A 23737-nucleotide genomic window follows, 5' to 3' on the forward strand; every position below is an offset into this window, starting at 1 on the left:
TCCAAGATCTCCTTACAAATAGCGGTAAACGTCTTCCAACTCCAACCCGTTGGCCAACATCATCACCTGGGTGTGATACAACAATTGGGAAATCTCCTCGGCCGCCTTCTCCTTCCCCTCGTATTCCGAAGCCATCCAAACCTCCCCGGCCTCTTCGAGAACCTTTTTCCCGATGAAATGCTTTCCCTTCTCCAGCGCCCGCACCGTGCCCGATGCGGGATCCCCCGCCTCGGCCTTCCGCTTCAACTCCTCGAACAACTCCTCAAACGTCTTCATATCAACAGATCCGCAGCCGCGCCCCCAATGGCCCGCCACGAACACCCCTCCCTTCTGCTCCATCCCCCCCGCCCAAGCAACCCAAAACGCCCCCTTCCCAAACCCTTGAACCTTGAACCTCGAACCTTGAACCATTCTTCCTTCCACCCTCTATTCCCGCCGCTTCTAACTTGCGCCACGTCAACTTGCCGGCCCCTTTCCCCTTGCCCGCTCCGCCCGCCGACCGAAGATCGACCCCGGAAATCATCGTTTCACGTCAGCAACAGCTACGAAGATCATGTCCGACACAACCGCGTCTCCCCGGGTGGCCTTTTACAAGGGCCGCGACATTCCTCTCGAACTGCACAAGGTGCGGATCGTCCAAAAGCTCCACCTCCAGCCGGTGGAACGTCGCCTCGAAGCGATCGGCGAGGCCGGGTTCAACACGTTTCTCCTCACCACCCGGGACATCTTCCTCGACATGCTGACCGACAGCGGCACCAACGCCATGAGCGACCAGCAACTCGGCTCGATGATGGTGGCCGACGACGCCTACGCCGGTTCCGCCAGCTTCACCCGGATGCAAAAAGCGATCGAGGATGTCTTCGGCATGAAACACGTCCTCCCCGTCCACCAGGGCCGCGCCGCCGAAAACATCATTTCCAAAACCTTCGTCAAGGAGGGCGACGTGGTACCGATGAACTACCACTTCACCACCACCAAGCCCCACATCGACATCAATGGCGGCGAAATCCTCAAAATTTTTACCGACGTGGAGGAACCAAAGGTGCTCCGCTTCTTCCTCGGCCGCCTGGAACCGATCGGCGACTGGCCGGAGCGTCTCGCCGAGAAATTCCGGGTCGATTTCGGAGACAGCCTCTGACCGTCCTTACTCGTTGCCCGCCGGCACCGGCCATGGCAAACGATGCCAGGCCGTCCGGTCGTGAAAGTTCAAACGGGGGAACTTTGCGGTTGCGGAGAGGATTTCCCCGGGTTGGCCGACTGTCGTGTCATATCGAGCGAAAGCGACCAGGAAATCAGGGTCGGCGCTGCCCGGATTCCGCTCCAATCGATCGAGCGGTATCCGCGCGTAAACCGTCCAATACTTCCGATCGTGGAACACTTCCGTCCGGCTTTCGATGAACTGCGGATCCTCAATCGGCGTGACGTTCCGTTGCTGAGTGGTCAATTCCGCATCGACCAGGTCGAGCCGGAGAAACATATTTTGATTCTCCGGCGTAACGTGGAATTCATAGTAAACCAGCGGATCGGCCTGAATGAAGATTTCGAATACATCGCCGGTCCGCCAGGTCTTCTCGTTGAACTCCACAGCGGAGTTGGCGATTACGTCGTCCTCCAGCAGCGCGATGACGTGAAATTCGCCATCTTGCTGATAAAGACGGGCGCGGGCCGGGCGAAAGCCTTCCTCCACCCCTTGGCTCCACCCTTGCCGAAACGGCTCGTCCAACAGCGGCGTTCCCTCGAGGCCATGGCGTTTCGCCATGGCGTCGAGTTCGCGCTGGTGAAAACCATGCTGGCAACCGGACAATACCATTCCCACTACACCCATCGTCCAAACGATCCAACCATAACGCATGGCCACGACGATTGACGAATTCCGTTAAATGTGAAGACCAAACTCGTCGATGTCGACGACCCGGTTCTCGGACATCGACTGGTTGCCGGCGATCCCCGTCAAAATTGACCAGGAACCGCTGACGTGATCCGCCTTCCGTCCAAGGGGATCGTCCGTTTCAGCCCCCAGGAAAATATCCTCCAGCATCCGGACATCGGCCCCGCCGTGTCCACCACCGCTTTCGGAGGGAATCTCGATCTGCTGGACCTTGCTCCAATGCGGCCGAATCAACAACCGGGTCGGCTCTTCAATCGCCACCTCCGAAGAACCCATGACATTGGTCGCGAAGTTGTGGTCTCCGTCCGAAGCACTGACATACGGGCGCTCGGTGACTTCGAACTCGAGCCGTCCTTTGGTTCCGTTGAACATCACCCGGTAACCTTCCCACGGCGAATAAGCGGTCAAATGGTAAGTGAGCGTCGCCTGGTTGCGGTAGCGGACCAACACCGCGAGATCGTCCTCAATCGAAATCCCGTCGCCGAACACGTTCTGGTCCCGCCGGTATCCGTCAACCTCCGCCGGTTCGAGATAAATCTTCTTCATGAACTCGTTCTCCTCCAAATCGAGAGCGAACGGATCCCCCTTGGCGTTGGGATTGCCCGTGGCATAGGGATAATCGGCGCCGGAACCATGTTTCTCCCGGTTCTGCCGTCCGTAAAACCGAAGTCCGCCGAAGGCGCAAACGGAAGCCGGAACCGTTCCGAGCCACCAATTGACCAAATCGAAATGGTGGGTCGACTTGTGGACGAGCAAACCTCCGCTGTTGCGCTTCTCGCGATGCCAACGCCGGAAATAGTCGGCCCCATGCTGGGTGTCGAGGGTCCACTCGAAATGGACCGACAAAACCTCCCCGATCGCCCCGGATTGCAGGACTTCCTTCACCTTGCTGTTCCGGGGGGCATACCGGTAGTTGAAACAGACCTGCACCCGGCGCCCGGTTTCCCGCTGAGTCTCCAGAATCTCGCGGCAATAGTCCGCTTCGGTAGTCATCGGTTTCTCCGTGACGACGTCGCACCCGGCCCGCATCGCGGCGCAAATGTAGGTGTGATGGGTCCGGTCCATGCTGGTAACGATCACCGTATCCACCTTCTGCTCCGCGATCATTTTCCGAAAATCACCGGCAGCGTAAACCGGAGTCGCCTCCAGCTTCTCCAAGGCCAGCCAATTTTTCGCCCGCAGCGGATTACTGTCACAAACCGCCGCCAGGACCGACTGGTCCGCGAAACGTTCCGTGATCGCTTTCAAAAACATGACCGAACGCGACCCGGTCCCGACAATCGCGTAGCGCTTTTTCTGATTCTCTGAAGGTTTCATAGGAAGCCTGTAGAATACACGAAAAAGGTCGCAAAAATCTTGTCTGTTTTGAGAGAAGTTTTAACACTTTCGCGCATGATCGATCCCCCCGAAGTTCGTCCGACAGCAAGAACCACCCCGCCCGTTTCCACGCCTGAACCGTCGTAACCCGGAATTTCGACCCGAGATGGAAAAACTTCCTTTGACCTATATGAGCGCCGGTTCGCGCCACTACTTCGTCCGGCCGGTTCAGGAAAAGGAACGGGAAGACTGGGAGTTCCAATGCATCGCCAGCGGTCGGGCCCATCCCGACTTTCCCGGCGCCGCCCGGGATTCCACGGGACCTTGCCTCTTCGTTTTCTCCCCCGGGCACCGGCACGGATGGACCGCTCCGGCCGGGGATGTCTCGGAAATTTTCGTTTTACACCTTCGCCCCGGGGCCCCCGGTTGGGAAAGGATCCGGCGCCGGGAGGCACCCTTCCGAATTCCTTTGCAGGAACGGGACGTGACCCGAATCCGCATATTATACGAATGGATCCAGCCGCACTTCCTCCATCCGGTGGAAGGAAGCCGGGCGATCCTCGACAGCGGTTGCGTCCTTCTCGCCGACATCTTCCGGACCGCGCTCATACCCGCCCCCGGAACCGGTCCGGTCGAGGAAAGCGATCAATGGATCCGCAAGCGGGTCGATGAAGCCTGTCGTTTTTTCAGCGCGCAAATGCTGAACAATCCGAGCGTGGAGGCCGTCGCCCGCGCCGTCGGAGTTTCAGACTCCCAGCTGAGACGTCTGTTCGCCGCGGCCGACCACCCGCCTCCAGCCTCCGTCTTCCGGGCAATGAAAATGAACTACGCCCGCCGACTGCTCGCCGACACCCGCCTCTCGGTGGAGGAAGTCGCGGGCGAACTCGGTTTCTCCAGCTTAAGCTCGTTTTCCCGCGCCTACAGCCGCCATTTCGGCGACAGCCCCATCACCATCCGGCGAAGCCAGAAAGCCGGCGCCTGAACAACCGCGCCCCCCTTCCAGGCCTGGCTCTCCCCCGAAACCGTCCCTGAAGCCGCCATCCCTGCATTCCACTCCTCCCGGACAATCCCTGACCCGATCGGGTCAGGGATTGTCCGACGACTGTAACTGCCCGCGTCCCCAAAAGGGCGGTGAACACTTCCGTCCCCCCTCCGGCCAAAGTAGGCCAAAGAGGAGCCAAAGTAGGGCCTCCAATGACGCCGACCGCGATAAACGCGGCCCCATTTCGAGGAAAGCGATCAATGGATCCGCAAGCGGGTCGATGAAGCCTGTCGTTTTTTCAGCGCGCAAATGCTGAACAATCCGAGCGTGGAGGCCGTCGCCCGCGCCGTCGGCGTTTCAGACTCCCAGCTGAGACGTCTGTTCGCCGCGGCCGACCACCCGCCTCCAGCCTCCGTCTTCCGGGCAATGAAAATGAACTACGCCCGCCGCCTGCTCGCCGACACCCGCCTCTCGGTGGAGGAAGTCGCGGGCGAACTCGGTTTCTCCAGCTTAAGCTCGTTTTCCCGCGCCTACAGCCGCCATTTCGGCGACAGCCCCATCACCATCCGGCGAAGCCAGAAAGCCGGCGCCTGAACAACCGCGCCCCCCTTCCAGGCCTGGCTCTCCCCTGAAACCGTCCCCGAAACCGCCATCCCTGCACTCCACTCCTTCCGGACAATCCCTGACCCGATCGGGTCAGGGATTGTCCGACGACTGTAACTGCCCGCGTCCCCAAAAGGGCGCCGAACATTTCCTTCCCCCCTCCGGCAAAAGTAGGTCACAGTTCGGCTAAAGTGGTGGCCCACCGACACCAACCGCGATAATCGCGGCCTCCATTTTCCATGTTTCTAGGTTTGCAATCCCCAGCGCCAAACTTGATGCTTGCGGTTGTCCGAGGTTTGCGGGGGCTTTGGATAAGGCGGGGATTTCTCCCATTTCCAGAGCGCCACACACCATTTTCCCTGGCACACTTCGCGACACGCGACGGCGGGAAATCTTCCGGACTTCCGTTCGGCGCGTTCCCGAATCGCACACCGCCATGTCAGACATCGAGGAATTCGATCACACACTTTACCGTCGATTAAGCAGCAGAACATTGAACTGGAGCCTGGCCATCGCCGGGCTCGCCATCATCACGCTCGGCGTCGCCCTGATGCAGCTGGAGTTTTCCGTGCGCGCCACCGGCTACCTTTACCAGCGCGGCGAACGGTATCTCTATAGTCCCGACACCGGATTGATCGCCGAACGCTTCCTCGACCAGGGCGACTTCGTCACCGAGGGTCAGCCGATCCTCCGTCTCGCCAACGAAGCCCTTGAAACCCGCCGCGACGATCTGCTCCGGGAGCTCGAACAACTTCGTTCCGCCCGCGACGAAGCGGTCGTCATGCTCCGCCTTTGGGAAGTCGACCCGGCCCGCGTCGCGGTCGAAACCTCCGACGAACGACGGGCTCAACTCGAAGCCATCGTCCGGCGGCGCCGCGACACCGTCGAACGGCTCGAATCACTCGATGGCTCCCAAGCCGTCTCCGGGCTCATGCTGGAAGACCAGCGGATCCAATTGCTGCAAAGCGAAATCGATCTGATCGAAAGCCGTTTTCTCAACGAACGAAGCGGACAGGAGTGGACGGCGGTCGAGAAGCTACGCCGCGAACAGGCCCTCGAACAGGCCGAAACCCAGATCGCCACTGTTGAAACGATGCTGCAACGGGTCGAGGAGCGGATCGACGGGCTGGTGGTCCGGGCGCCGATCAGCGGCCGGATCATCCGCTTCGACCGGAAATACGAGGGAGAAGCCCTTCAACCAGGCGATTACCTCCTGACTCTCGTCCCCGCCGACGCCCCGTTCGTCGCCCGCCTGTTTGCCGGGGAACGGAATGTCGACCAAATCACCGTCGGTCGTCCGGTCCGGATGAAACTGGAGGTCTACAACGCCGTTCTCGAGGGTTACCTCTACGGCACCGTGGTCGAAGTCGGCCTGACCACCCATCCGACCCAGGGACAAGCCAACACCGCCAACGGCATTCCCCAACGACTCTACGAGGTCAAAGTCATGATCGAGGAATCCCCCTATGACCCGATCCACGGCGCTTCAGTCGACGGTCGCGTGATCCTCGGCCAACGCAACCTTTTCGAAACCTTCTTCAACCTGGGACGCAAACCGATCCGAGCACCGGCTCCGGACCACGACACCCGCGGAGAAAACGATGTCGCTCGATAAAAACTATTTCCCGTTCACCACTCTCAATTCGTTCATCTGGCATGAACGAAAGCGTTTCCGCTTCGGTGTTTTCCTCAGCATCATGCGGGTCGTGGTGATTGCCCCCTTCCCGTTCCTGTTCCAGGTGATCGTCGACGATTACATCATGACCGGCAACGTCCGGGGCATCCTGAGCATGGCCTGCATCATCCTCGGCCTTCTGCTGCTCCATTACGCCTTCACCGTCACCGGCTGGAACCGGATTTCGATGGTTCTGACCGACATCATCCGCGAGCTCCGGTCCCGCGTTTTCCACAAACTCCAATTCCTGCACTTCGGCTACCTCGACGGCCAAAAATCCGGCCGGCTCCTTTCCAAATACGCCTTCGACACCCAAAAAGTCGAAATGGTGATCCACCAATTGATGGGACAAGTCTTCCCCGCCGTCTCCTACGCTCTGATCGTCCTGGTCGTTCTTTCCTTCCTCAACGCTTCTCTCACCTTGGTCGTGGTCGGATTCCTACCGATCTACGGCCTCGCCCGCTGGTGGTTTTTCAGCCGGATCCAACAAAAGAACCGCCAACTCCGCCTCGCCCAGGAAAACCTCACCGGAACCGCCAGCGAATATATTTCCGCCCTCCGCCTGGTCCGCGGCTACGGCCAGGAAAACAAGGCGATCGACAACGTCGAGGATTCCAGCGGCACCTACATGCGGAGCAAGGTCGAGCAACTCGCGGTCAACAACTCCTTCAGCGCCTTTGCTACCGTCGCCCTCCAACTCCTCACCCTCTTCGTCATCTGCGGCGGCGCCCTCCTGGTGATCTACGGCAACATGACCATCGGCACCCTGTTCGCCTTCATGGCCGCCCTCCCGATCATCGTCCAACCGGTCCAGCTTTTCCTCAACTTCAGCCAACATTACTTCGTCGGCAAAGAGGGCTTCTACTCGTTGCGCGAATTGCTCAACAGCAAATACGTCGAATCCTGGAAGGGAACCAAACGCCTCGCCTCCCTGCGCGGCGAAATCGAATTTCAAAACGTCACCTTCAGCTACAGCGAAGAGGCTCCCCCCGCCCTCACCGACCTCAACCTCCACATCCGCGCCGGTGAAACCGTCGCCCTGGTCGGTTCCTCCGGCTCCGGCAAATCGACAATCGCCAATCTCCTCCTCGGTTTGTATCAACCCCAAGAGGGACAGATCCTCATCGACGGGATCCCCCAGATGTCGATGGACATGCGTTGGCTGCGCCGCCAAAGCGCGATCGTCATGCAGGAAAGCCTCCTCCTCTCCGGCAGCATCATCGAAAACATCCGCTTCGCCCGCCACGACGCCACCGAAGAAGAAATCCTCCAAGCCGCCCGCCTCGCCAACGCCGAGGAATTCATTCTCCGTATGCCCCAGGGATTCGAAACGGTGATCGGCGAACGGGGCGCCATGCTCTCCGGCGGACAACGCCAACGCCTTTCGATTGCCCGCGCCATCCTCCGCGACCCCCGGATCCTCATTCTCGACGAAGCGACCTCCGCCCTCGACTACGAGAGCGAACGGCTCATCAAAGACGCGTTGGAGAACCTCTCCAGAGGCCGGACCGTCATCACCATCGCCCACCGCCTGAGCACCGTCCGCAACGCCGATCGGATCATCGTCCTTTCCCACGGCCGCATCGTCGAACAAGGGACCTACGACGACCTCGCCCTCGGCGGCCAACATTTCCGCGCCCTCCTCGCCAGCGCCGGGAGTTGATGCCCTTTCCAAGCCTTTGCCTCGGAGCCTTTCGCGGGAGGGACCAGCTCCGTAGCATCGAGTTTTCACTCGATGACTCCCGTCTGATCCGCCGGGCCTGATGCTCCGCACGGAGCCGGGACGGCCGGTCTTATCCGCGTCTATCTGTGCCCATCTGCGGTTGCCTGATGCTCCGCACGGAGCCGGGACGGCCCCGCCACTTTGGTCATATACGCCAACGGCGTTTCGTCCTTCAGCCCAGGGTTGCCGCGCGAATGCGGGGCTGGTCGCGAGACGATCTACCTCGAAGAGGTTGCTCCCCTCGCCCCCGTGCGATGGCGGATCGGACGGCGGCGGAACCGCGTTGCGGTTCGTGGCCTCGGGGATCGGTCCCCAGGGTAAGCCTCGTTTCCCTCGGCTCAACCCTGGGCTGGAGGACGTAAGCCCGTTGGGCTGTGGAACTCGGTTCCGGCGAAAGATCCGAAGGCCCCAAAACGGGTGAGGCGTCCCGCCTCAGTGCGCAGGTTCGCCCACCAGAAGAAGCCAAGGGAACCGCACGGATCCGGGACGGCCCCGCCACTTTGGTCATATACGCCAACGGCGTTTCGTCCTTCAGCCCAGGGTTGCCGCGCGAATGCGGGGCTACCCTGGGTCTCGGTCGCGAGACGATCTACCTCGAAGAGGTTGCGCCCCTGGCCCCCGTACGATGGCGGATCGGACGGCGGCGGAACCGCGTTGCGGTTCGTGGCCTCGGGGATCGGTCCCCAGGGTAAGCCTCGTTTCCCTCGGCTCAACCCTGGGCTGGAGGACGTAAGCCCGTTGGGCTGTGGAACTCGGTTCCGGCGAAGATCCGAAGGCCCAAACCGGGTGAGGCGTCCCGCCTCAGTGCGCAGGTTTCGCCCAGCAGAAGGAGCCCGAGAAACCGCACGGAGCCGGGACGGCCCCGCCACTTTGGTCATATACGCCAACGGCGTTTCGTCCTTCAGCCCAGGGTTGCCGCGCGAATGCGGGGCTACCCTGGGTCCCGGTCGCGAGACGATCTACCTCGAAGAGGTTGCGCCCCTGGTCCCCGTGCGATGGCGGATCGGACGGCGGGTATCGGTCCCCAGGGTAGGCCTCGTTTCCCTCGGCTCAACCCTAGGCTGGAGGACGTAAGCCCGTTGGGCTATGGAACTCGGTTCCGGCGAAAGATCCGAAGGCCCCAAAACGGGTGAGGCGTCCCGCCTCAGTGCGCAGGTTTCGCCCAGCAGAAGGAGCCCGAGAAACCGCACGGAGCCGGGACGGCCCCGCCACTTTGGTCATATACGCCAACGGCGTTTCGTCCTTCAGCCCAGGGTTGCCGCGCGAATGCGGGGCTACCCTGGGTCCCGGTCGCGAGACGATCTACCTCGAAGAGGTTGCGCCCCTGGCCCCCGTACGATGGCGGATCGGACGGCGGCGGAACCGCGTTGCGGTTCGTGGACTCGGGTATCGGTCCCCAGGGTAGGCCTCGTTTCCCTCGGCTCAACTCTGGGCTGGAGGACGTATGCCCGTTGGGCTATGAAACTCGGTTCCGACGAAAGATCCGAAGGCCTCAAAACGATTGAGGCCTTCCGCCTCAGTGCGCAGGGTTCGCCCAGCGGAAGGAGCCGGAGGAAACGCATGAAGCCGGGACGGCCCCGCCACTGTGTTGAGCGCTCCGGACGATGCCCGTCAGATCCCCCGCATCCGCTCCACGCACGCCTTCAACGCGGGAACGGGATTCTCCGGATCGGCTTCGTATTCGATCACCGAATACCCGTCGAAACCGCCCGCTTCCAACTCCTTCACGAACGCCGGAAGGTCCAAATTCCCGCTTCCGACCGGCACGTCCCGCCACCCGGCGTCCTTCCCGAACTCGAAGTCCTTGTAATGCACCCCGTAAATCTTCCCGGCGAACTGCTTGGCCCAATCGACCGGTTTCCCCCGCCTGGGGCCGATTTGCATGATCCAGGCAGTGTCGAGACAAAGCCCGATTTCCGGTCCACCGAGGGCGGTCAGATATTCGGCCACGTCGGGCGAACCTCCGAATTGATACCCCCCATGGGTGTGGATCGCCACCCGGATACCATATTTTTTAGACCATGCCCGGACCTTCGGAATGGCGGTCAAAAACGTATCCACCTTAAAATGACAGGAGAGATGCCGAGCGCCGGCGGCCTGTGCGCACTCGAACCACCTCTCCTCGTCGTCGTTTCCGACGAAGGTCTGCACGCCGATCGAGACGATCGACACCCCCGCCCGCCGATACGTTTCCACCACCTCCCCGAAGGCTTCGGGACGGTTGAAATCGGCGTGAACCGCACAAAGCTCGATCGAATTGAGTCCGATCTCGCGTACCTTTTCGGCGACCACTGCATTTTCCTTGAAAGCGCGGAAGCAATAGCTTTGCACGCCGAACGAACGGGCTGATGAAGGATTTTGGCTCATAGTTATGTAAAAAGAAAACTGATACTGTGACACAGGCATTCCTACCTGTGCGCTACTCCCCGGAATTCACTTACCGAACCGCCGACAAATCCGGCGTGGAATCGAGGACCGGGTCGGTATCAAAGCGAACTTCCCGTCCGGTCTCGCTCGACTCCATGATCCCGTCGAGGATCTTTTGCACCGTCAACGCCTCCTCCAGCGTCACGCCAAGCGTCTCCTCGCCGCGGAGGTGATTGATGAAATTATGAAACCGGTCCGCGTGCGGATAACGGATCGCCGCATCGACCTTTGTGCTCACTTGATACCCGCCGGCGACAGGCAAGGCTTGATAAAGCTCCAACGGATTCGAACTCGCCCCCGCTTCCGTCCCGAAAATCTGGACATTCACCTGGCTCGGCTCCCGGTTGTGACAGGCCCAGGTTACGTTCAAATCGACCGTCGCGCCATTGGAAAACTTGATCAACGCCGTGGCGAAATCGTCGACGTCGAAAACGGCGTGGTTCTTGTCGGACTTCCCCCAGTTTCCTTCGCCGAGTCCGCGCGGACCGAACTTACTGTAAACCGACCCCGACACACTGACCGGTTCGAAATTGTCGATCATGTAAAGACAAACATCGAGCAAGTGGACCCCGATATCATATAAGCAGCCACCCCCGGCCATCGCCTTGTTCCCGAACCACGTCCCAAGTTTCGGAATTCCCTGCCGCCGCCGCCACGCAGCTTTGGCATGATAAATCTCTCCGAAAAAGCCGGCCTCCGTCAACGCCCGCAACTTCTGGTTATCCGCCACAAACCGGTGGTTCATCCCGAGCATGAACACCTTTCCCGTCTCCCGGACGACGTCGGCAACACGCTCGGCTTCCGCCAGATTCATCGCCATCGGCTTGTCGAGGATCACATGTTTCCCCGCCCGGAGAGCCTGGATCGACAACTCCGCGTGAAACTTATTCGGCACCGCGATATAAACCGCGTCCACCTCGGGATCGGCGAACAACTCTTCCGGCGTGGCGTAAGTCACCAGAATCCCTTTCTCGGCGGCCAGCGCGGCACACCGCTCGGCACTGATGTCTTGAACGGCGCGAACCTCGCCATGAGGATGGCGCTTGATCGCATCGGCACTGTAATAGGCGATTTGACCGGCGCCAATGAATCCAAAGCGAATGGGAGAAGCGGCTTGTGTCATCATAGTATGAAAAAATTCGGTTTCGAAATTATCGATTCACACTAATCAAAACGGCTTGAAACCATTCGGACGAGGCCCAATGATATCAAAATCCTCTACACGTATCGGATTCTTATAAAAAACGGACCACCTCCCCTTTCCGATGGCTCTTCTCCTGGAAACCCTCGTCCATTATCTCCAACCCGCTAATGCGGACCCGAGGCCAGCGGCGATCCTCCCTGGCGTCGAACGCATCGAGATTGTCACCGGAGGCCGCGGTTGGGTCCGCTCCGGAGAAGATTGGATCGAGACTTTTCCCGGCGACATCTGGTGGCACGTCGAGGGGGATGAAACGATCGGGCGAAGCGATTTCGACAATCCCTACCGTTGTCTCAACGTGGTCCTTCGCCAAACCACGCGACCCGCCTGCCGTCGTCCGGTTCCACACCGGACCCAATGGATCGATCTCGCTGAACTGATCGATTTCACCACCCGCTGCGTCGCCTTCTCCCTCGATTCCGGGATCGACCGATCCGCCCTCCGCGACTACGTCCTCGGTCGAATCCTGATTGAGGCCCGCCGCCCCGCCCGGGGCGACGCCTCCGCTTCCCGGACCCCCATCGTCCGCCGGGCGCAAAAATGGCTCGAAGCCCACGCGGCGGATCCGATTCGGATCGGCGAACTCGCCCGCCGCCTCGGCTGTTCCCCGGCCCACCTGCACGAGCATTTTCGAACCGAACTCGGACTCACTCCCCACGCCTACCTGACCGAGGTCAGGATCCGCGCCGCCCGCGCCCGGCTCGCCCTCACCCGCGATCCGATCAAACAGATCGGAATCGAATGCGGCTTCCCCCGTCCCGCCGCCTTCTGCCACGCCTTCCGCCGCGCCACCGGCGAATCTCCCGGCACCTTCCGCTCCCGCCAACAGGCCCTCTACGGCGAAGGCCAAACCGGCGCCCCTTCCTGATTGTCCTCACATAAGCATGAAACTCCCCTCACTGGGGGCGATGGCATCCGGCCGTCCACCGTCGGAGTCGGCTCCAGCGTGGAAGAAGGTCGGCTAGATTCTCTTCACTCCCTTTGCTTACTTCTGTGCCGCAAAGCGGAGCCACTGGCCGACTCAGGGCACCAGTAACTCCGAAACCGGATCGAAATCCTCCGAGCCAAAGCCCAGGTGCGAATGGCGCCGCCAACCTTCGGCGTATTCAAATTTTCCGCTCATCCGTCCCACCTCCCGGGTCATCGCTTCCATTTCGTCCAGATATGCCCCCATTCCCTGGGTCCGGTCGAGCCACTCCTTTTGCGACCGATGAGCCGCCAACATCTCCCGCTTCCGCCGGAGAACACCGGAGACGTCCACATAAAAATGGGGCTCCACCGGCTGCCGCAAACCGTCTTTCAATCCGTGGGGCAACGCGTGGTAAAGCGCAACGGAGTTGGACACCGGTGGCACCGATGGCTCGGTGGAGTAGTTTGGCATTCCCCGGGCGAACGCGCCACTCACCACCAAACGGACCGTATTTTGATGGTCTTCCATGTAATCCTGCGGCGACTGGGTCAAAATGATATCCGGCCGGATCTTCCGGATCACCGCGGCCACTTTCCGCAGAGACGAACGATCGTAAAAGATCTCCAAATCATTGAACAGGGGCTCATGGGGCGTTCCACCGGCCAGCGCCGCCGATTCCCGCGCTTCCTCCCAACGGATTGCCGCGATCTCGCCAGCCGGCAGCGACTCGCTCCCGCACGAACCGTTCGCCAAGTTCCAAAGGTGAATCTCACACCCGACCTCCTTCAATCGCAACAGCGTCCCCGCCATCATGAACTCGATGTCGTCCGGATGGGCCGCCGCCGCCAACACCGTAAATTTCCCCCGCCCCTTGGTGCCTGATTCCGACCCCTTGTTCATTCGTGTTTATTCGTGTTCATACGTGGTTAAAATTCCGCTTCGAGCGCCACTCGTCTCACAACCGGAAGATCGCATCCATCGCTCTCGAAGTATTGTGAATCAGCACTTCGGGGCAATGTTTATACATCGGCACCGGCGGAATCATTTCCCCGGCCACCCAGCCTTCATATCCGACATCGTGCAACGCCGCCACCACGGCGGCCCAATCGACATCCCCCGACAAAAGATCGCAGAATCCATCGATCGTTCCGACCGCCCTCCGGAAGTCCTTGAAATGCACCCGTCCGATCCGCTTCCCGAGAATACGAATCCAATGCTCCGGATAACCGGTCGCCAAGGTGTTGCCGACATCCAGGTAGGCTCCGACATACTCGCTCCCGAACGAATCAATGAACTCCCGCATCTCCAACGGACTCACCAAAAATTTGTTCCAGACGTTTTCGATACAAATCTTCACCTTGTGCCGTTCCGCCAACGGCAGGGCGGCTTCCACCAGCTTCCGGCTCCGCTCCCAAGCCAGATCATAAGGAACGACCTCCGCCCCCGGAATGAAGTCGACTCCCACCGAGCCCGGAATCACCAGAATCGCGTCGATCCCAAGCCCCGCCGCGCACTCGATTTGACGCTGCAGTATACGCCCGGCCCGCGATCGCTCCGCTTCGTCCGCGCTCGCGCCATTCGCCCCCCAATAAAGACCGGTGGCCAACCCGCTGATCTCAAGTCCGGCCGCGTCCGCCGCTTTGCGGACTCCGTCAAAATCGCACCGGTCCGGGTCCAAGGCCACCGGACCTTCCTCGGTCAAGTCGATCTCAAATCCCGCAAACCGGGCCTCCGCCGCCAGTCGCATTTTTTCGGGTACGGTTCCCGTCGCAAAAGACCAAATGCTGATCGTTTTTCTCATAATGATAAGTCCGTGTTTATGATTCGAGGTGTCACAACGTCACCGTTTCGCCAGTGCGGGCCGACCGGATTTCCGCCAGACAAACCTCCAGGCTTTCCGTCGCTTGCGCCAACGTGGCGTTCTCGGGTGCCCGCCCCGCTTCCAAAGATTCGATGAAATACTGTAGCTCGTTCAGGTACCCACCTAGCGATGACAAGTTCCCGCCCCCCAAACTCGATTCCCCCGCCGTGGTCGGAGTGAATGGGAGCGGTTCCGGTTCCTTTCCGGAGAAACAGACCCGTAACGTCGGATCGCTCCCGGCATCGTATTCGACCGTCCCTCGTTCGAAAATCGCCTGAAAGGCCATTTGGAACCCCCACTTCTCCGGGTAATTCCAGCCGCCTTCCGCCTGCACCACCGGCCCATCCGGATAGTGGTAATCCGTGAAAATATGACTCGCCCCATTACGGTCGAACGTCCCCCGGGACTTCACCGCCGCCGGTCGTCCCAACAACGACAGGACAAAATCCGTGTCGTGGATGTGCAGGTCGAGCGCAGCCCCGCCGGTCCGGTCGGGATCCGCCATCCACTGGTCGACGTCATGGGAGGGAAAGCCCGCCCGCCGCTGCAACGAAAGGCTGAGCAACGCCCCGGCGTGTCCTTCCTGGACGAACTCCGCGAAGGCCTGGTACTCCGGCCAGAAGCGGATGCAATGCCCAACCTGGGCCGGCGCGCCCCTCCGCTTTGCCGCCTCCAGAATCCGGGCGGCCGACTCTTTTCCGAGAGTGAGTGGTTTCTCGCAAAACAATGCGGTTCCCGCCTCCAACGCTTCCAGGCAAGCCGCCTCATGCAAATCGGTCGGCAGACAAACGTCGACGACGTTACAGGGAACCTCGGCCAATGCCTCCGAGAGGGTCGGGAAAACCTTGGCATCGACTCCCAATTTTCGCAGCGTCTCCCGGGCCTGCTCCGTTCGCTTTTCGACCACCCCCACGACCCGCGCGGAAGAAATCGCCCGATATGCCTGCAGGTGCATCGACCCCATAAAACCTAAACCACAAAGGATAATGTTTTGCATAAAAAGTGTCAGTGATTAGCCGCGGGGGGCTGAACCCAAAGATACCGTCGAGCCCGAAGCGGCCGATTCGATCTCGGCGAGAACCAAACGGACCGACTCCCGGGCTTGACGCCCACTGCCGTTTGTCACCGGAATTCGATTACAAAGGCAATTCGCGAAGTATTCGATTTGCCGCCGGTAGGCGACCAGCGGGTCATGGTCCTCGGTTTTCATCACGACTTCACGACCAGCCTCGGAAAAACGGATTACACCCTCCGTCGAATTCGAGTTCCACTCCAGTAGTCCTCGTTCGAATACAGCCTGATAACCCATGCGCAGAGGGGCGCCCGGAGGCAGACACCACCCCCCGCGGGCCGAAATGGCGGCGCCGTCACGAAAATGGTAATGGGTGGCCAGATAATCCCATCCGGAATCGAGCTTCACCCCTTGGCTGGCGACGGCCTCGGGAAGTCCGAAAACCGACTGGATCCAGTCCGCATCATGGATGTGCATATCGAGTGCGGCCCCGACGCACCGGTTTAGATCATTGGTCCACCCGCCGACCACATATCCCGGACGTCCGGCGGTCCGCTCCATATCGAGGAACAGCAGTTTCCCGAGTTCACCGGTCCGGATGGCTGATCGCAAGCATTCATACTCCGGCCAAAATCGAAGGCAATGGCCGACCATGATCTGCCGCCCTGCTTCCTCCGCCAACTCCAACAACCTGTCGGCGGATGGGAGGTCGAGGGTTATCGGTTTTTCACAAAAAAGATGGCAACCGGCCCGCAATGCTCCTCGCCCCTGCTCCGCGTGAAGAAAGGTCGGAGTGCACAGATCGACTACATCCGGCGAGTTGCGATCCAAAGCTTCGTCGAGCGAAGAAAATACCGGAGTTTCTCCGGGGAGGCCCGCCGCTGCCATTTCCCGCCGAATGGTGTTTTCCGGTCGACCATCGACGACCCCCACCAGTTCGACACCCGGGAGGGAACGCCAGATTCCGGCATGGACCTTCCCCATGAAACCCATCCCGACCACGACGACTTTCAATCCGTTTTCCATATTCCAGCCTAAAGATGTGCCGAAACCATGAAGTAACGCAACAAATTATTTTGTTTCATATGCGGGTGTAAGTGGGGGGGGCGGCGGGAGAGAATGCCGGCCTTTCAGGCCTTTCGGTCTTGGTTGCGCTATAACCCAGGGCTTCGCCCTGGGCTATAGGATGCCGCCCCTTCGGGGCTCACGTGCGGCCATCGACCACGTCGTTTGGGAAGTCTCAGAATCGTGATGATGACCGGTGCGATCTCCGACCAAGTCCTTCGGGGCTCCTTAGCTGCGGAGCTTAAATCGCACGGTGTAGAATGAAACTTCGCTTTCGAGGCGAAGCCTCTTTGGAGTGCTCCGCGTCCCCGCGGAGCTTTCGAGCGCGCGGAAGGGCTCCGACCGTCGAATGACTGTCGAGCGTGCGGCCATCGTCGACCATTCCGAAAGCGGTGCGGGGACGCACCGCACTCCAAAGCGCTTTGTGCGAAAACAGGATCGCCGTTTAGTTATAAAAGCAGATCCGCCCGTCCAAGGATCCGCTCTAATCGACCCTGAGCAACAAGAAGCGGGAACTGCCGCGATGATACACCCGGAAGAGATTGCCTCCCTTTTGCAGAGCGGCACGGGCTTCTTCCAAGGTGGATACCGTCTGGCGATTGATTTCCACGATCACCGAACCGGGAGGAAACTCCCGGGCATAGCGCGAGTCGCCATCGACTTCAGTGACCACCAATCCAACGATCCCTTCCGGCAATTCGAATTGGCCACGATGCTCGTCGCTCACCGGAGCGACCGTGATCCCTTCCAGTAATTGCGAACCTCGGCCGCGTTCCGGTTCCGTCACTGAAGCAGTCGGCGCATCTCCCCGACGATCGAGGACGATCTGCAAGGTCTGGCGCTCGCCATCGCGGATGATTTCCACCTCGGTGGAAACTCCCGGTCGCATTTGTCCGACCTGCAGGCGCAGGCCGGTGTGGTTGCGAACCGGACGGTCGCCGAGTCGCACCACCACGTCGCCGGGGCGCAGCCCGGCCCGGTCGGCGGCACTGCCGGGAACGACGTCGCCGATCAGGGCACCGCGGGCGTCCGGCACTTGAAACTCTTCCGCGAGCTCCGGACTTAACGGTTGCAAATGAACGCCCATGTAACCGCGCTCGACGGTGCCGGTCTCGATCAGACTCTCCATCACGTTGGCCACGATGTTGGCCGGGATAGCAAAACCAATTCCGATATTGCCGCCGCTCCGGGAAAGGATCGCGGTGTTGATCCCGATCACCCGACCGTTCGCGTCGACCAACGGTCCCCCCGAATTGCCTTGGTTGATGGCGGCGTCGGTCTGAATGAAATTTTCGTAACTGTCGCGGCCGAGGATTCCGATATCCATCCGTCCGGTGGCGGAAACGATCCCCATTGTCACCGTTTGGCCGATTCCGAGCGGATTCCCAAGGGCGAAGGCGATGTCGCCGACCCGGATCTGATCGCTGTCGGTCAAAGCGGCCGTCGGCAAACCCTCCGCCTCGATCTTGAGGATGGCGATGTCGGTTTGCGGATCGCTGCCGACAAGTTTAGCCTCAAACTCCCGCTGGTCGCTCATCGCGATCCGGATTTCGTCCGCGCCTTCGATCACGTGGTTGTTGGTGAGAATATAGCCGTTGGAGCTGACGATCACGCCGCTGCCGAGTCCCTGGCGGCGTTGTTCCCGCTCCCGCCCTTCCGGAACACCGAAAAAGCGGCGGAAAAACGGGTCGTCTCCGAAGGGAGACATTTGTTGGCGCTGCCGGACGACGCGGGTCGAAAACACACTGACGACCGCCGGCCGGACCTCGTCGAGAACGTCGGCATAGCTGGTGACCCGGTTCGAGTCCTGCCGGTCGAGCGGCGTCGGATCGATGTTCACCACCGCCAACTGCGGAGTGATCTTGGGGACCTCCGGGTAAAACGCCTTGACGCTCAAGGCGCCGGTGGTCAGGAGCAATAGAGCCGTAAGAACACGTAATCTCATATACTTTCTCGTTATTTCCTGGGTTGAAGACATGGTGATTTTCCTTCGGCCAATCCACGACCGTTAACCCGTCCGGTATAACCGCCGGGGAGTCGGCCGCCTCAAAAGCCTTTTATTCGGAACAAGCTTGTGACGCTTTGGTTCCGACTGATTCTGACAATCGCTTCGCCTAAAAGTTCAGCAACACTTAACGCGGTAATCGGCAATCCTTTCGGATCGACCGGCACCGAATTCGTCGTAATCAGTTCGTCCAACAATTTTTCCCGCAAGCGTTCGTAAGCCAAGTCGTTGAGGATGGCGTGGCTGACCGCTGCCCGGACGCTGCGGGCACCGTGCTTTCGGCAGAGCCGGGCGGCGGTGGTCAGGGTGCCGGCGGTCTCGGTCATGTCATCCACCAGCAAAACGTCGCAACCGGACACGTCGCCGATCATGTTGATCGCTTCGACGGTGGTCGCATCGGTGCGGCGTTTGGCGATGAAAGCAACGCCGCACTCCAACATGTCCGCGTAAGCGGCCGCCATTTTCACTCCGCCCTGGTCCGGCGAGACGACCACCAGTTTGTCCGATTTAAGCTTTTGCAGGTAATTGAAAAAGACCGGGGAGGCGTAAAGGTGGTCGACGGGAATATCGAAGAATCCCTGGATCTGCTGAGCGTGGAGGTCCATCGTCAAAACCCGGTTGGCCCCGGCGGCGACCAGGAGGTTGGCCACCAGTTTCGCGGTGATCGGCACCCGCGGCTGATCCTTGCGGTCCTGACGGGCGTAGCCGTAGAACGGAAGCACCGCGGTGATCCGCTGGGCCGAAGCCCTTCGGGCGGCGTCGATCATGATCAGCAACTCCATGATGTGATGGTTCGCCGGAGTCGAGGTCGACTGGATGATAAAAACATCGCGGCCCCGGACGTTTTCATTGATCTTCACGAACGATTCGCCGTCCGGAAAGGTGGTGACGACCGCTTCCCCGAGGGGGGTCCCGATCAACTTGCAGATCTCGGCGGCGAGTTGCCGGTTTGAGCTGCCGGAGAAAATCCTGAGTTCGCTATCTTGCATGGGCGGTTTACGTCCTACGATTCTTCGGGTTCGATGGAAAGTTTTTTCGCCTCCGCTTCCAGTCGGTCGACTTTCTGGAACAAGTCGGGCAGGCGTTTGCGAAGCGCCGTCAGGCGATGTTCGAGCATGATCGGCAAGGCGGGCGCCCCACTCACATAACTTTTCGGCGGAAGGCTTTTATTGATCCCGGCTTTGGCGGCGATCATGCTGCCGTTTCCGATCTCCAGGTGTCCGGCCAATCCCGCCTGCCCCCCAATCACCACGTGATCGCCGATCCGGGTGCTGCCGGCGATGCCGACCTGGGAAACAATCAGGCAATGTTTGCCGATCACCACGTTGTGACCGAGCTGGACCAGGTTGTCGATTTTGGTCCCCTCGCCGACTTCGGTTTTATCAAACCGCGCCCGGTCGATGGTGGTGTTGGCCCCAATTTCAACGTCGTCGGCCAACACGACCTCTCCCACTTGGGGCAGTTTTTGGTGCTGGCCCGCCTTGTTGGTGTCGTAGCCGAAACCGTCCGAGCCGATGACCACCCCGGAATGCAACCGCACCCGATTTCCGATTCGGCAATGGCCTTGCACGCTGACGTGCGACATCAGGAAACATTCCTCCCCGATCGAGACCTGGGCGCCGATAAACACCTGCGCCTGCAGGACAGTGCCTTCACCGATCACGGCTCCCTCTTCGATCACGCAAAGGGGGCCGATCGTCGCCCCGGGGGCGATCCGACATCCCTGACCGATCACCGCGCTCGGATGAATTCCCGGCGGTGGTTTCGGCCAAAGGCGTTGCTCGATCCGATCACAGATCCGGGCCAGAGCGACCGTTGGATTTTCCTGGTAAAAGAAGGCCTGACCCGCGCGCGGTTGCCCCTGGTAGTCGTTTGGGACCAGGATCAGCGACGCGTTCGAAGCGGGGACCTCCTTGCGGTATTTCAGGTTGGCCAGAAACGAAAGGTCACCCGCCCCGGCACCGCTCAGAGCGGAGATCCGGCCGATCGGCTGGGCGGCGGTCCCCTCGATCCGCGCCGGAAGCGTGATCTTGGCGATTTCTTCGGCTGAGAGGGAGAGCTTCATCACGAATGAGCCTGCAATAAAAAAAGCCCTGTTCAAGAGTGAACAGGGCTTTGGAGAAAATCTGCCAAATCAGTTGGCGGGACGGTCCTTGTTGAGTTCTTTGAGGGCCTCTTCCGTGACATCAAACGAGGCGTCGGCGAAAAGAACCCCGGAATTCACCGAGCGATCCAAGGCGAGGGTCGCTCCCTTCTTCTTGGCGATCGCGCCGACCACTTCGCGAATTTCGTCCAACACGAGTTGGCGGTGGCTGGCTTGGCGCTGCTGCAGGGCGCGCTGGGTGTTCTGTTGGAATTGCTGCACTTCGCGCTCTTTCTCGCGGATGGTCTGGAGTTTTTGCTCAGCGGCGCCTTCGGCCCGTTCACGGGCGGCGGCCGACAATGCCGGGCTGTTGGCCTCTTCGACCAGCTTCCGGTATTCTTCGACCAAGGCGTTTCCTTCGGCCATCATCGCCTCGGCGGATGCCTGGGCCGACTCCACCGCGCTCTGGAAACGAGCCTGGGCTTCAGCGGTGCGATGGTAATTTTCATAGAGCCGGGCCATATCCACGGTGATGACCCGGATGGCGGTGTCGGCGGCGGCGGTCGCGGCGCAAACCGCGCTCATTGCGATAGAAAGAAAAACGATTCGGAGAGTATTCATGTCAGTAAGTTAGATCGATAATTTAGAAGCGCGTTCCAAAAGAAAAGCTAAAACGTCCGCCGCGATCGTTCAGATCATCGGTGGTGATCGGAATCCCGTAATCGAGTTGCATCGGCGCTCCCATCACCATGATGCGGAAGCCGATACCCCAGTTGTCGTTGTAATTGCGGGCGTTGAAATTCGCGGTTCCTTCGTTCACGAAGCCCCAGTCATAGAAGACGGCGAACCGGACCGGGTCGACCACCGTGAGGGCGTATTCCGCGCTAAAGAATCCGTAAGAGTGCCCCCCGATCCGCTCGCCCCCGTCGATCGGTCCGACTTCCCGGAAGTCGAATCCGCGCATGGTGTAAGGTCCGCCAAGGAAATACCGGTCGAAAAAGGGCACCGTCTCGGCGCCGCTATGAGGGATTACCGTCCCCACTCGGCCGATGAACGAGACCACTTGGGTTTGCGGTTCCGCCACCCGCACGAATTGGGATCCTCGGGTCTCGAGCCGGTAATAATCGGTCTGCCCGCCGAACGGTCCGCCCGCGACTTCGGTCAAGAGCTCCACTCGATTGCCACGGGTCGGCAAAAGGAGACTGTCGCGAGTGTCCCGCAGGAGACTGAAGCCGACTTTCGAGACGCTGCGGCTCCCGGCTTCGTTTTGAATCACCGCCGGCGCGGTCGGCGAGACATCGAAAATATCGACCACTTCGAATCCATAGGAAAGCCGCCCTTCGAGCAATTCGATCAGGCGCTTGCGCAGGTAGACTTCGAAGCCGGTCCGCAATTCATTGTAGGTCGCCGCCAGATAACGGGTCTCGCTCCGGTAGATCTGGAAACCAAGGGCGAGTTCCCGCTGGAAGAGCCACGGCTCCTCGAAAGCCAACAGGATTTCGTTCGAGCGGGAGCCGATTTGGACCCGGAGCCGGAATTTCTGCCCGGCACCCTGGAACCGCGCACGGTAATTGAACAGGTCGAAGTTCCCCTCGGTGTATTCCGCAAAAACAATCGCCCGCTCCAATGAACTGAACCCGACCCCGAAGGTCACGCTGCCGGTCCGGCCTTCCCGGACGTTGATCCGCAAATCCCGCCGGTCGGGAATATCGGTGGGAGCCGGAGTCAGCGTCACTTCCTCGAAAAACCGGGTGTTTTGCAACCGGCGCTGACTCGATTTCATCCGGACTGTGTTGAAGACGTCGCCCGGCCCGAGCCCGAGCTCGCGGATGATCACCACGCTCTTGGTCTTGGTGTTTCCCTCGATCTGGATCGACTCAACGTAATGCTTCCGCCCTTCGGTGATCTCGTAGTTGATGTCGATATTGCCGGTCTGGACGTTCGGACGGCGATGCCCTTGCACCCGCGTGTCGAGATAACCGTCCTGGCCGTAATAATCGCGCAACCGCTCGATGTCGGCGTCGAAGCGTGAAGGCACAAACGGGTTTCCGCTGCGCAACTCCAGGACTCCCCGCAACGCATCCTCCGTGTAGAGCTGGTTGCCGGCGATATTGATTTGTCCGACATGGTAACGCCGCCCTTCGCGGATCCGGACCGTGATTTCCAACTTCCGGTCGGTTGGATTGGTAAAGGTCACCTCCGACGGCAAAATCTCGACGTCGAGGAAACCTTCCTCCCGGTAAACGTCACGCAAGCGTTCCAAATCATCCTCGAAAACGTCATCCCGGTGGCGCCCAGTGCCGGTCAGCCACGAAAAAAGGTGCCAGCGCCGGGTCTCCATCGCTCGGCGAAGCATTCGGTGGGAGAGGGAATCGTTCCCCTCGAAATTGACTCCAACTACCCGGACCCGGACTCCTTCTTCGATTTGAAAAGTGACCACCCCCATGCCGGTCGCCGGGTTCCGGTCGATCTCGTAATTGACCGACGCTTCGGAAAACCCCCGAGTCTGGTAATACTGGTGGATCGCGTCGGCGTCCATCCGGATCACCCGCTCGTCCAAAGCGGCGTTCTGCCGCACCGACGTTTCCCGGATCAAACGCCGGGTCCGGACGCTCTCGTTGCCGACGAACCGAACCGCTTCGACCCGGAACTTCGGCCGCACTTCGAAAACCAGATTCACGGTCCGTTCCGGGGTGAAATCCCGCTTCACTTCAATGTATTCGAAGAGCCCGGTCCGGTAGAGCGAGCGAATGTCGCTGTCGATCAACGCTTCGTCGTACGGTTCCCCTTCGCGGGTCTGCATGTTGGCTCGAACCACCTCCCGGGTGACGTTCTGCAACTCGATGAAGTTGATCTCGATCTCGCCGACCGTCGCTTGCGCGCCGGGACGGCCGATCTGGGCCTGCAAACCCGCCGCCCCGATCATCAGGACGGCTACCCATTGGATGAAAATGAAAAACGGACGAATCATGGTGATCGGCTGGC

At 60.2% G+C, this 23737-nt stretch carries 19 protein-coding genes and 1 pseudogene; 6 read left to right on the forward strand and 14 right to left on the reverse strand.

The features are described from left to right. Positions 1–12: 12 nt before the first annotated feature. A complete protein-coding gene (locus ACWUI2_RS00560) occupies positions 13–276 on the reverse strand; it encodes a phosphoribosyl-ATP diphosphatase (RefSeq protein ID WP_486980915.1) in 264 nt (87 codons plus the stop codon). A gap of 277 nt (positions 277–553) precedes the next feature. Between ACWUI2_RS00560 and ACWUI2_RS00565 the strand changes: the two are divergent. Beyond that, positions 554–1027: pseudogene (locus ACWUI2_RS00565) on the forward strand (beta-eliminating lyase-related protein); the annotation flags it as partial. A gap of 117 nt (positions 1028–1144) precedes the next feature. Here ACWUI2_RS00565 and ACWUI2_RS00570 read toward each other — a convergent pair. Both ACWUI2_RS00570 and ACWUI2_RS00575 read right to left on the reverse strand, forming a co-directional pair. Next, positions 1145–1852 carry a DOMON domain-containing protein gene (locus ACWUI2_RS00570; RefSeq protein WP_486980916.1) on the reverse strand — a complete coding sequence of 236 codons (708 nt, stop codon included), beginning with the start codon at positions 1850–1852 and terminating at the stop codon, positions 1145–1147. A 24-nt stretch (positions 1853–1876) separates the two neighbouring features. Next, positions 1877–3205, reverse strand: a complete 1329-nt coding sequence (locus ACWUI2_RS00575; RefSeq protein ID WP_486980917.1) for a Gfo/Idh/MocA family protein — start codon at positions 3203–3205, stop codon at positions 1877–1879. A 166-nt stretch (positions 3206–3371) separates the two neighbouring features. Here ACWUI2_RS00575 and ACWUI2_RS00580 point away from each other — a divergent pair, with 166 nt between their 5' ends. The 4 genes from ACWUI2_RS00580 to ACWUI2_RS00595 all read left to right on the forward strand — a co-directional run bounded on the left by ACWUI2_RS00580 (position 3372) and on the right by ACWUI2_RS00595 (position 8128). Next, a complete protein-coding gene (locus tag ACWUI2_RS00580) occupies positions 3372–4187 on the forward strand; it encodes a helix-turn-helix transcriptional regulator (protein WP_486980918.1) in 816 nt (271 codons plus the stop codon). A gap of 309 nt (positions 4188–4496) precedes the next feature. Further along, positions 4497–4781: a helix-turn-helix domain-containing protein gene (locus tag ACWUI2_RS00585; protein WP_486980919.1), complete on the forward strand. Its 285-nt coding sequence runs from the start codon at positions 4497–4499 to the stop codon at positions 4779–4781. A gap of 445 nt (positions 4782–5226) precedes the next feature. Continuing rightward, positions 5227–6405 (forward strand): HlyD family secretion protein, encoded by a 1179-nt coding sequence (locus ACWUI2_RS00590; RefSeq protein ID WP_486980920.1) that lies wholly within the window; start codon positions 5227–5229, stop codon positions 6403–6405. After that, on the forward strand, positions 6392–8128 hold the full coding sequence (locus ACWUI2_RS00595) for an ABC transporter ATP-binding protein (RefSeq protein ID WP_486980921.1): 1737 nt from the start codon (positions 6392–6394) through the stop codon (positions 8126–8128). The genes ACWUI2_RS00590 and ACWUI2_RS00595 overlap by 14 nt, the downstream gene beginning before the upstream one ends. Positions 8129–9799: 1671 nt before the next feature. Here ACWUI2_RS00595 and ACWUI2_RS00600 read toward each other — a convergent pair. Beyond that, complete coding sequence (locus ACWUI2_RS00600; protein WP_486980922.1) at positions 9800–10555, reverse strand: sugar phosphate isomerase/epimerase family protein; 756 nt, start codon at positions 10553–10555, stop codon at positions 9800–9802. Between the two features lie 70 nt (positions 10556–10625). Continuing rightward, the gene (locus ACWUI2_RS00605; RefSeq protein WP_486980923.1) at positions 10626–11741 is read right to left on the reverse strand and encodes a Gfo/Idh/MocA family protein; all 1116 of its coding nucleotides are present in this window, start codon (positions 11739–11741) and stop codon (positions 10626–10628) included. 139 nt (positions 11742–11880) lie between these two features. On the opposite strand from ACWUI2_RS00605, the gene ACWUI2_RS00610 reads away from it, so the two are divergent. Then, positions 11881–12684, forward strand: a complete 804-nt coding sequence (locus ACWUI2_RS00610) for an AraC family transcriptional regulator (RefSeq protein ID WP_486980924.1) — start codon at positions 11881–11883, stop codon at positions 12682–12684. Between the two features lie 153 nt (positions 12685–12837). Here ACWUI2_RS00610 and ACWUI2_RS00615 read toward each other — a convergent pair whose 3' ends face one another. From ACWUI2_RS00615 to bamA, 9 genes are all read right to left on the reverse strand, one after another. Continuing rightward, the gene (locus ACWUI2_RS00615) at positions 12838–13626 is read right to left on the reverse strand and encodes a PIG-L deacetylase family protein (protein WP_486980925.1); all 789 of its coding nucleotides are present in this window, start codon (positions 13624–13626) and stop codon (positions 12838–12840) included. Between the two features lie 55 nt (positions 13627–13681). Continuing rightward, positions 13682–14527: a sugar phosphate isomerase/epimerase family protein gene (locus tag ACWUI2_RS00620; protein ID WP_486980926.1), complete on the reverse strand. Its 846-nt coding sequence runs from the start codon at positions 14525–14527 to the stop codon at positions 13682–13684. 31 nt (positions 14528–14558) lie between these two features. Then, the gene (locus tag ACWUI2_RS00625) at positions 14559–15584 is read right to left on the reverse strand and encodes a Gfo/Idh/MocA family protein (RefSeq protein ID WP_486980927.1); all 1026 of its coding nucleotides are present in this window, start codon (positions 15582–15584) and stop codon (positions 14559–14561) included. Positions 15585–15599: 15 nt separating this feature from the next. Further along, a complete protein-coding gene (locus ACWUI2_RS00630) occupies positions 15600–16625 on the reverse strand; it encodes a Gfo/Idh/MocA family protein (protein ID WP_486980928.1) in 1026 nt (341 codons plus the stop codon). Between the two features lie 523 nt (positions 16626–17148). Continuing rightward, positions 17149–18609, reverse strand: coding sequence for a DegQ family serine endoprotease (locus ACWUI2_RS00635; RefSeq protein WP_486980929.1), 1461 nt, complete (start codon positions 18607–18609; stop codon positions 17149–17151). A gap of 101 nt (positions 18610–18710) precedes the next feature. Beyond that, positions 18711–19658 (reverse strand): ribose-phosphate diphosphokinase, encoded by a 948-nt coding sequence (locus tag ACWUI2_RS00640; protein WP_486980930.1) that lies wholly within the window; start codon positions 19656–19658, stop codon positions 18711–18713. Between the two features lie 14 nt (positions 19659–19672). Further along, positions 19673–20734, reverse strand: coding sequence for a UDP-3-O-(3-hydroxymyristoyl)glucosamine N-acyltransferase (gene lpxD / locus ACWUI2_RS00645; protein ID WP_486980931.1), 1062 nt, complete (start codon positions 20732–20734; stop codon positions 19673–19675). A gap of 69 nt (positions 20735–20803) precedes the next feature. Beyond that, positions 20804–21373: an OmpH/Skp family outer membrane protein gene (locus tag ACWUI2_RS00650; RefSeq protein WP_486980932.1), complete on the reverse strand. Its 570-nt coding sequence runs from the start codon at positions 21371–21373 to the stop codon at positions 20804–20806. Positions 21374–21395: 22 nt separating this feature from the next. Continuing rightward, the gene (bamA, locus tag ACWUI2_RS00655) at positions 21396–23723 is read right to left on the reverse strand and encodes an outer membrane protein assembly factor BamA (protein ID WP_486980933.1); all 2328 of its coding nucleotides are present in this window, start codon (positions 23721–23723) and stop codon (positions 21396–21398) included. Positions 23724–23737: the final 14 nt, after the last annotated feature.

Source organism: Verruconatronum alginivorum (assembly GCF_056590205.1).

Coding starts and splice junctions, on each gene's coding strand:
- ACWUI2_RS00605 (WP_486980923.1), bottom strand. CDS start 11,741: ATGATGACACAAGCCGCTTCTCCCATTCGCTTTGGATTCATTGGCGCC.
- ACWUI2_RS00560 (WP_486980915.1), bottom strand. CDS start 276: ATGAAGACGTTTGAGGAGTTGTTCGAGGAGTTGAAGCGGAAGGCCGAG.
- ACWUI2_RS00625 (WP_486980927.1), bottom strand. CDS start 15,584: ATGCAAAACATTATCCTTTGTGGTTTAGGTTTTATGGGGTCGATGCAC.
- ACWUI2_RS00635 (WP_486980929.1), bottom strand. CDS start 18,609: ATGAGATTACGTGTTCTTACGGCTCTATTGCTCCTGACCACCGGCGCC.
- ACWUI2_RS00640 (WP_486980930.1), bottom strand. CDS start 19,658: ATGCAAGATAGCGAACTCAGGATTTTCTCCGGCAGCTCAAACCGGCAA.
- bamA (WP_486980933.1), bottom strand. CDS start 23,723: ATGATTCGTCCGTTTTTCATTTTCATCCAATGGGTAGCCGTCCTGATG.
- ACWUI2_RS00570 (WP_486980916.1), bottom strand. CDS start 1,852: ATGCGTTATGGTTGGATCGTTTGGACGATGGGTGTAGTGGGAATGGTA.
- ACWUI2_RS00575 (WP_486980917.1), bottom strand. CDS start 3,205: ATGAAACCTTCAGAGAATCAGAAAAAGCGCTACGCGATTGTCGGGACC.
- ACWUI2_RS00615 (WP_486980925.1), bottom strand. CDS start 13,626: ATGAACAAGGGGTCGGAATCAGGCACCAAGGGGCGGGGGAAATTTACG.
- ACWUI2_RS00600 (WP_486980922.1), bottom strand. CDS start 10,555: ATGAGCCAAAATCCTTCATCAGCCCGTTCGTTCGGCGTGCAAAGCTAT.
- ACWUI2_RS00585 (WP_486980919.1), top strand. CDS start 4,497: ATGCTGAACAATCCGAGCGTGGAGGCCGTCGCCCGCGCCGTCGGCGTT.
- ACWUI2_RS00610 (WP_486980924.1), top strand. CDS start 11,881: ATGGCTCTTCTCCTGGAAACCCTCGTCCATTATCTCCAACCCGCTAAT.
- ACWUI2_RS00630 (WP_486980928.1), bottom strand. CDS start 16,625: ATGGAAAACGGATTGAAAGTCGTCGTGGTCGGGATGGGTTTCATGGGG.
- ACWUI2_RS00620 (WP_486980926.1), bottom strand. CDS start 14,527: ATGAGAAAAACGATCAGCATTTGGTCTTTTGCGACGGGAACCGTACCC.
- ACWUI2_RS00595 (WP_486980921.1), top strand. CDS start 6,392: ATGTCGCTCGATAAAAACTATTTCCCGTTCACCACTCTCAATTCGTTC.
- lpxD (WP_486980931.1), bottom strand. CDS start 20,734: ATGAAGCTCTCCCTCTCAGCCGAAGAAATCGCCAAGATCACGCTTCCG.
- ACWUI2_RS00590 (WP_486980920.1), top strand. CDS start 5,227: ATGTCAGACATCGAGGAATTCGATCACACACTTTACCGTCGATTAAGC.
- ACWUI2_RS00650 (WP_486980932.1), bottom strand. CDS start 21,373: ATGAATACTCTCCGAATCGTTTTTCTTTCTATCGCAATGAGCGCGGTT.
- ACWUI2_RS00580 (WP_486980918.1), top strand. CDS start 3,372: ATGGAAAAACTTCCTTTGACCTATATGAGCGCCGGTTCGCGCCACTAC.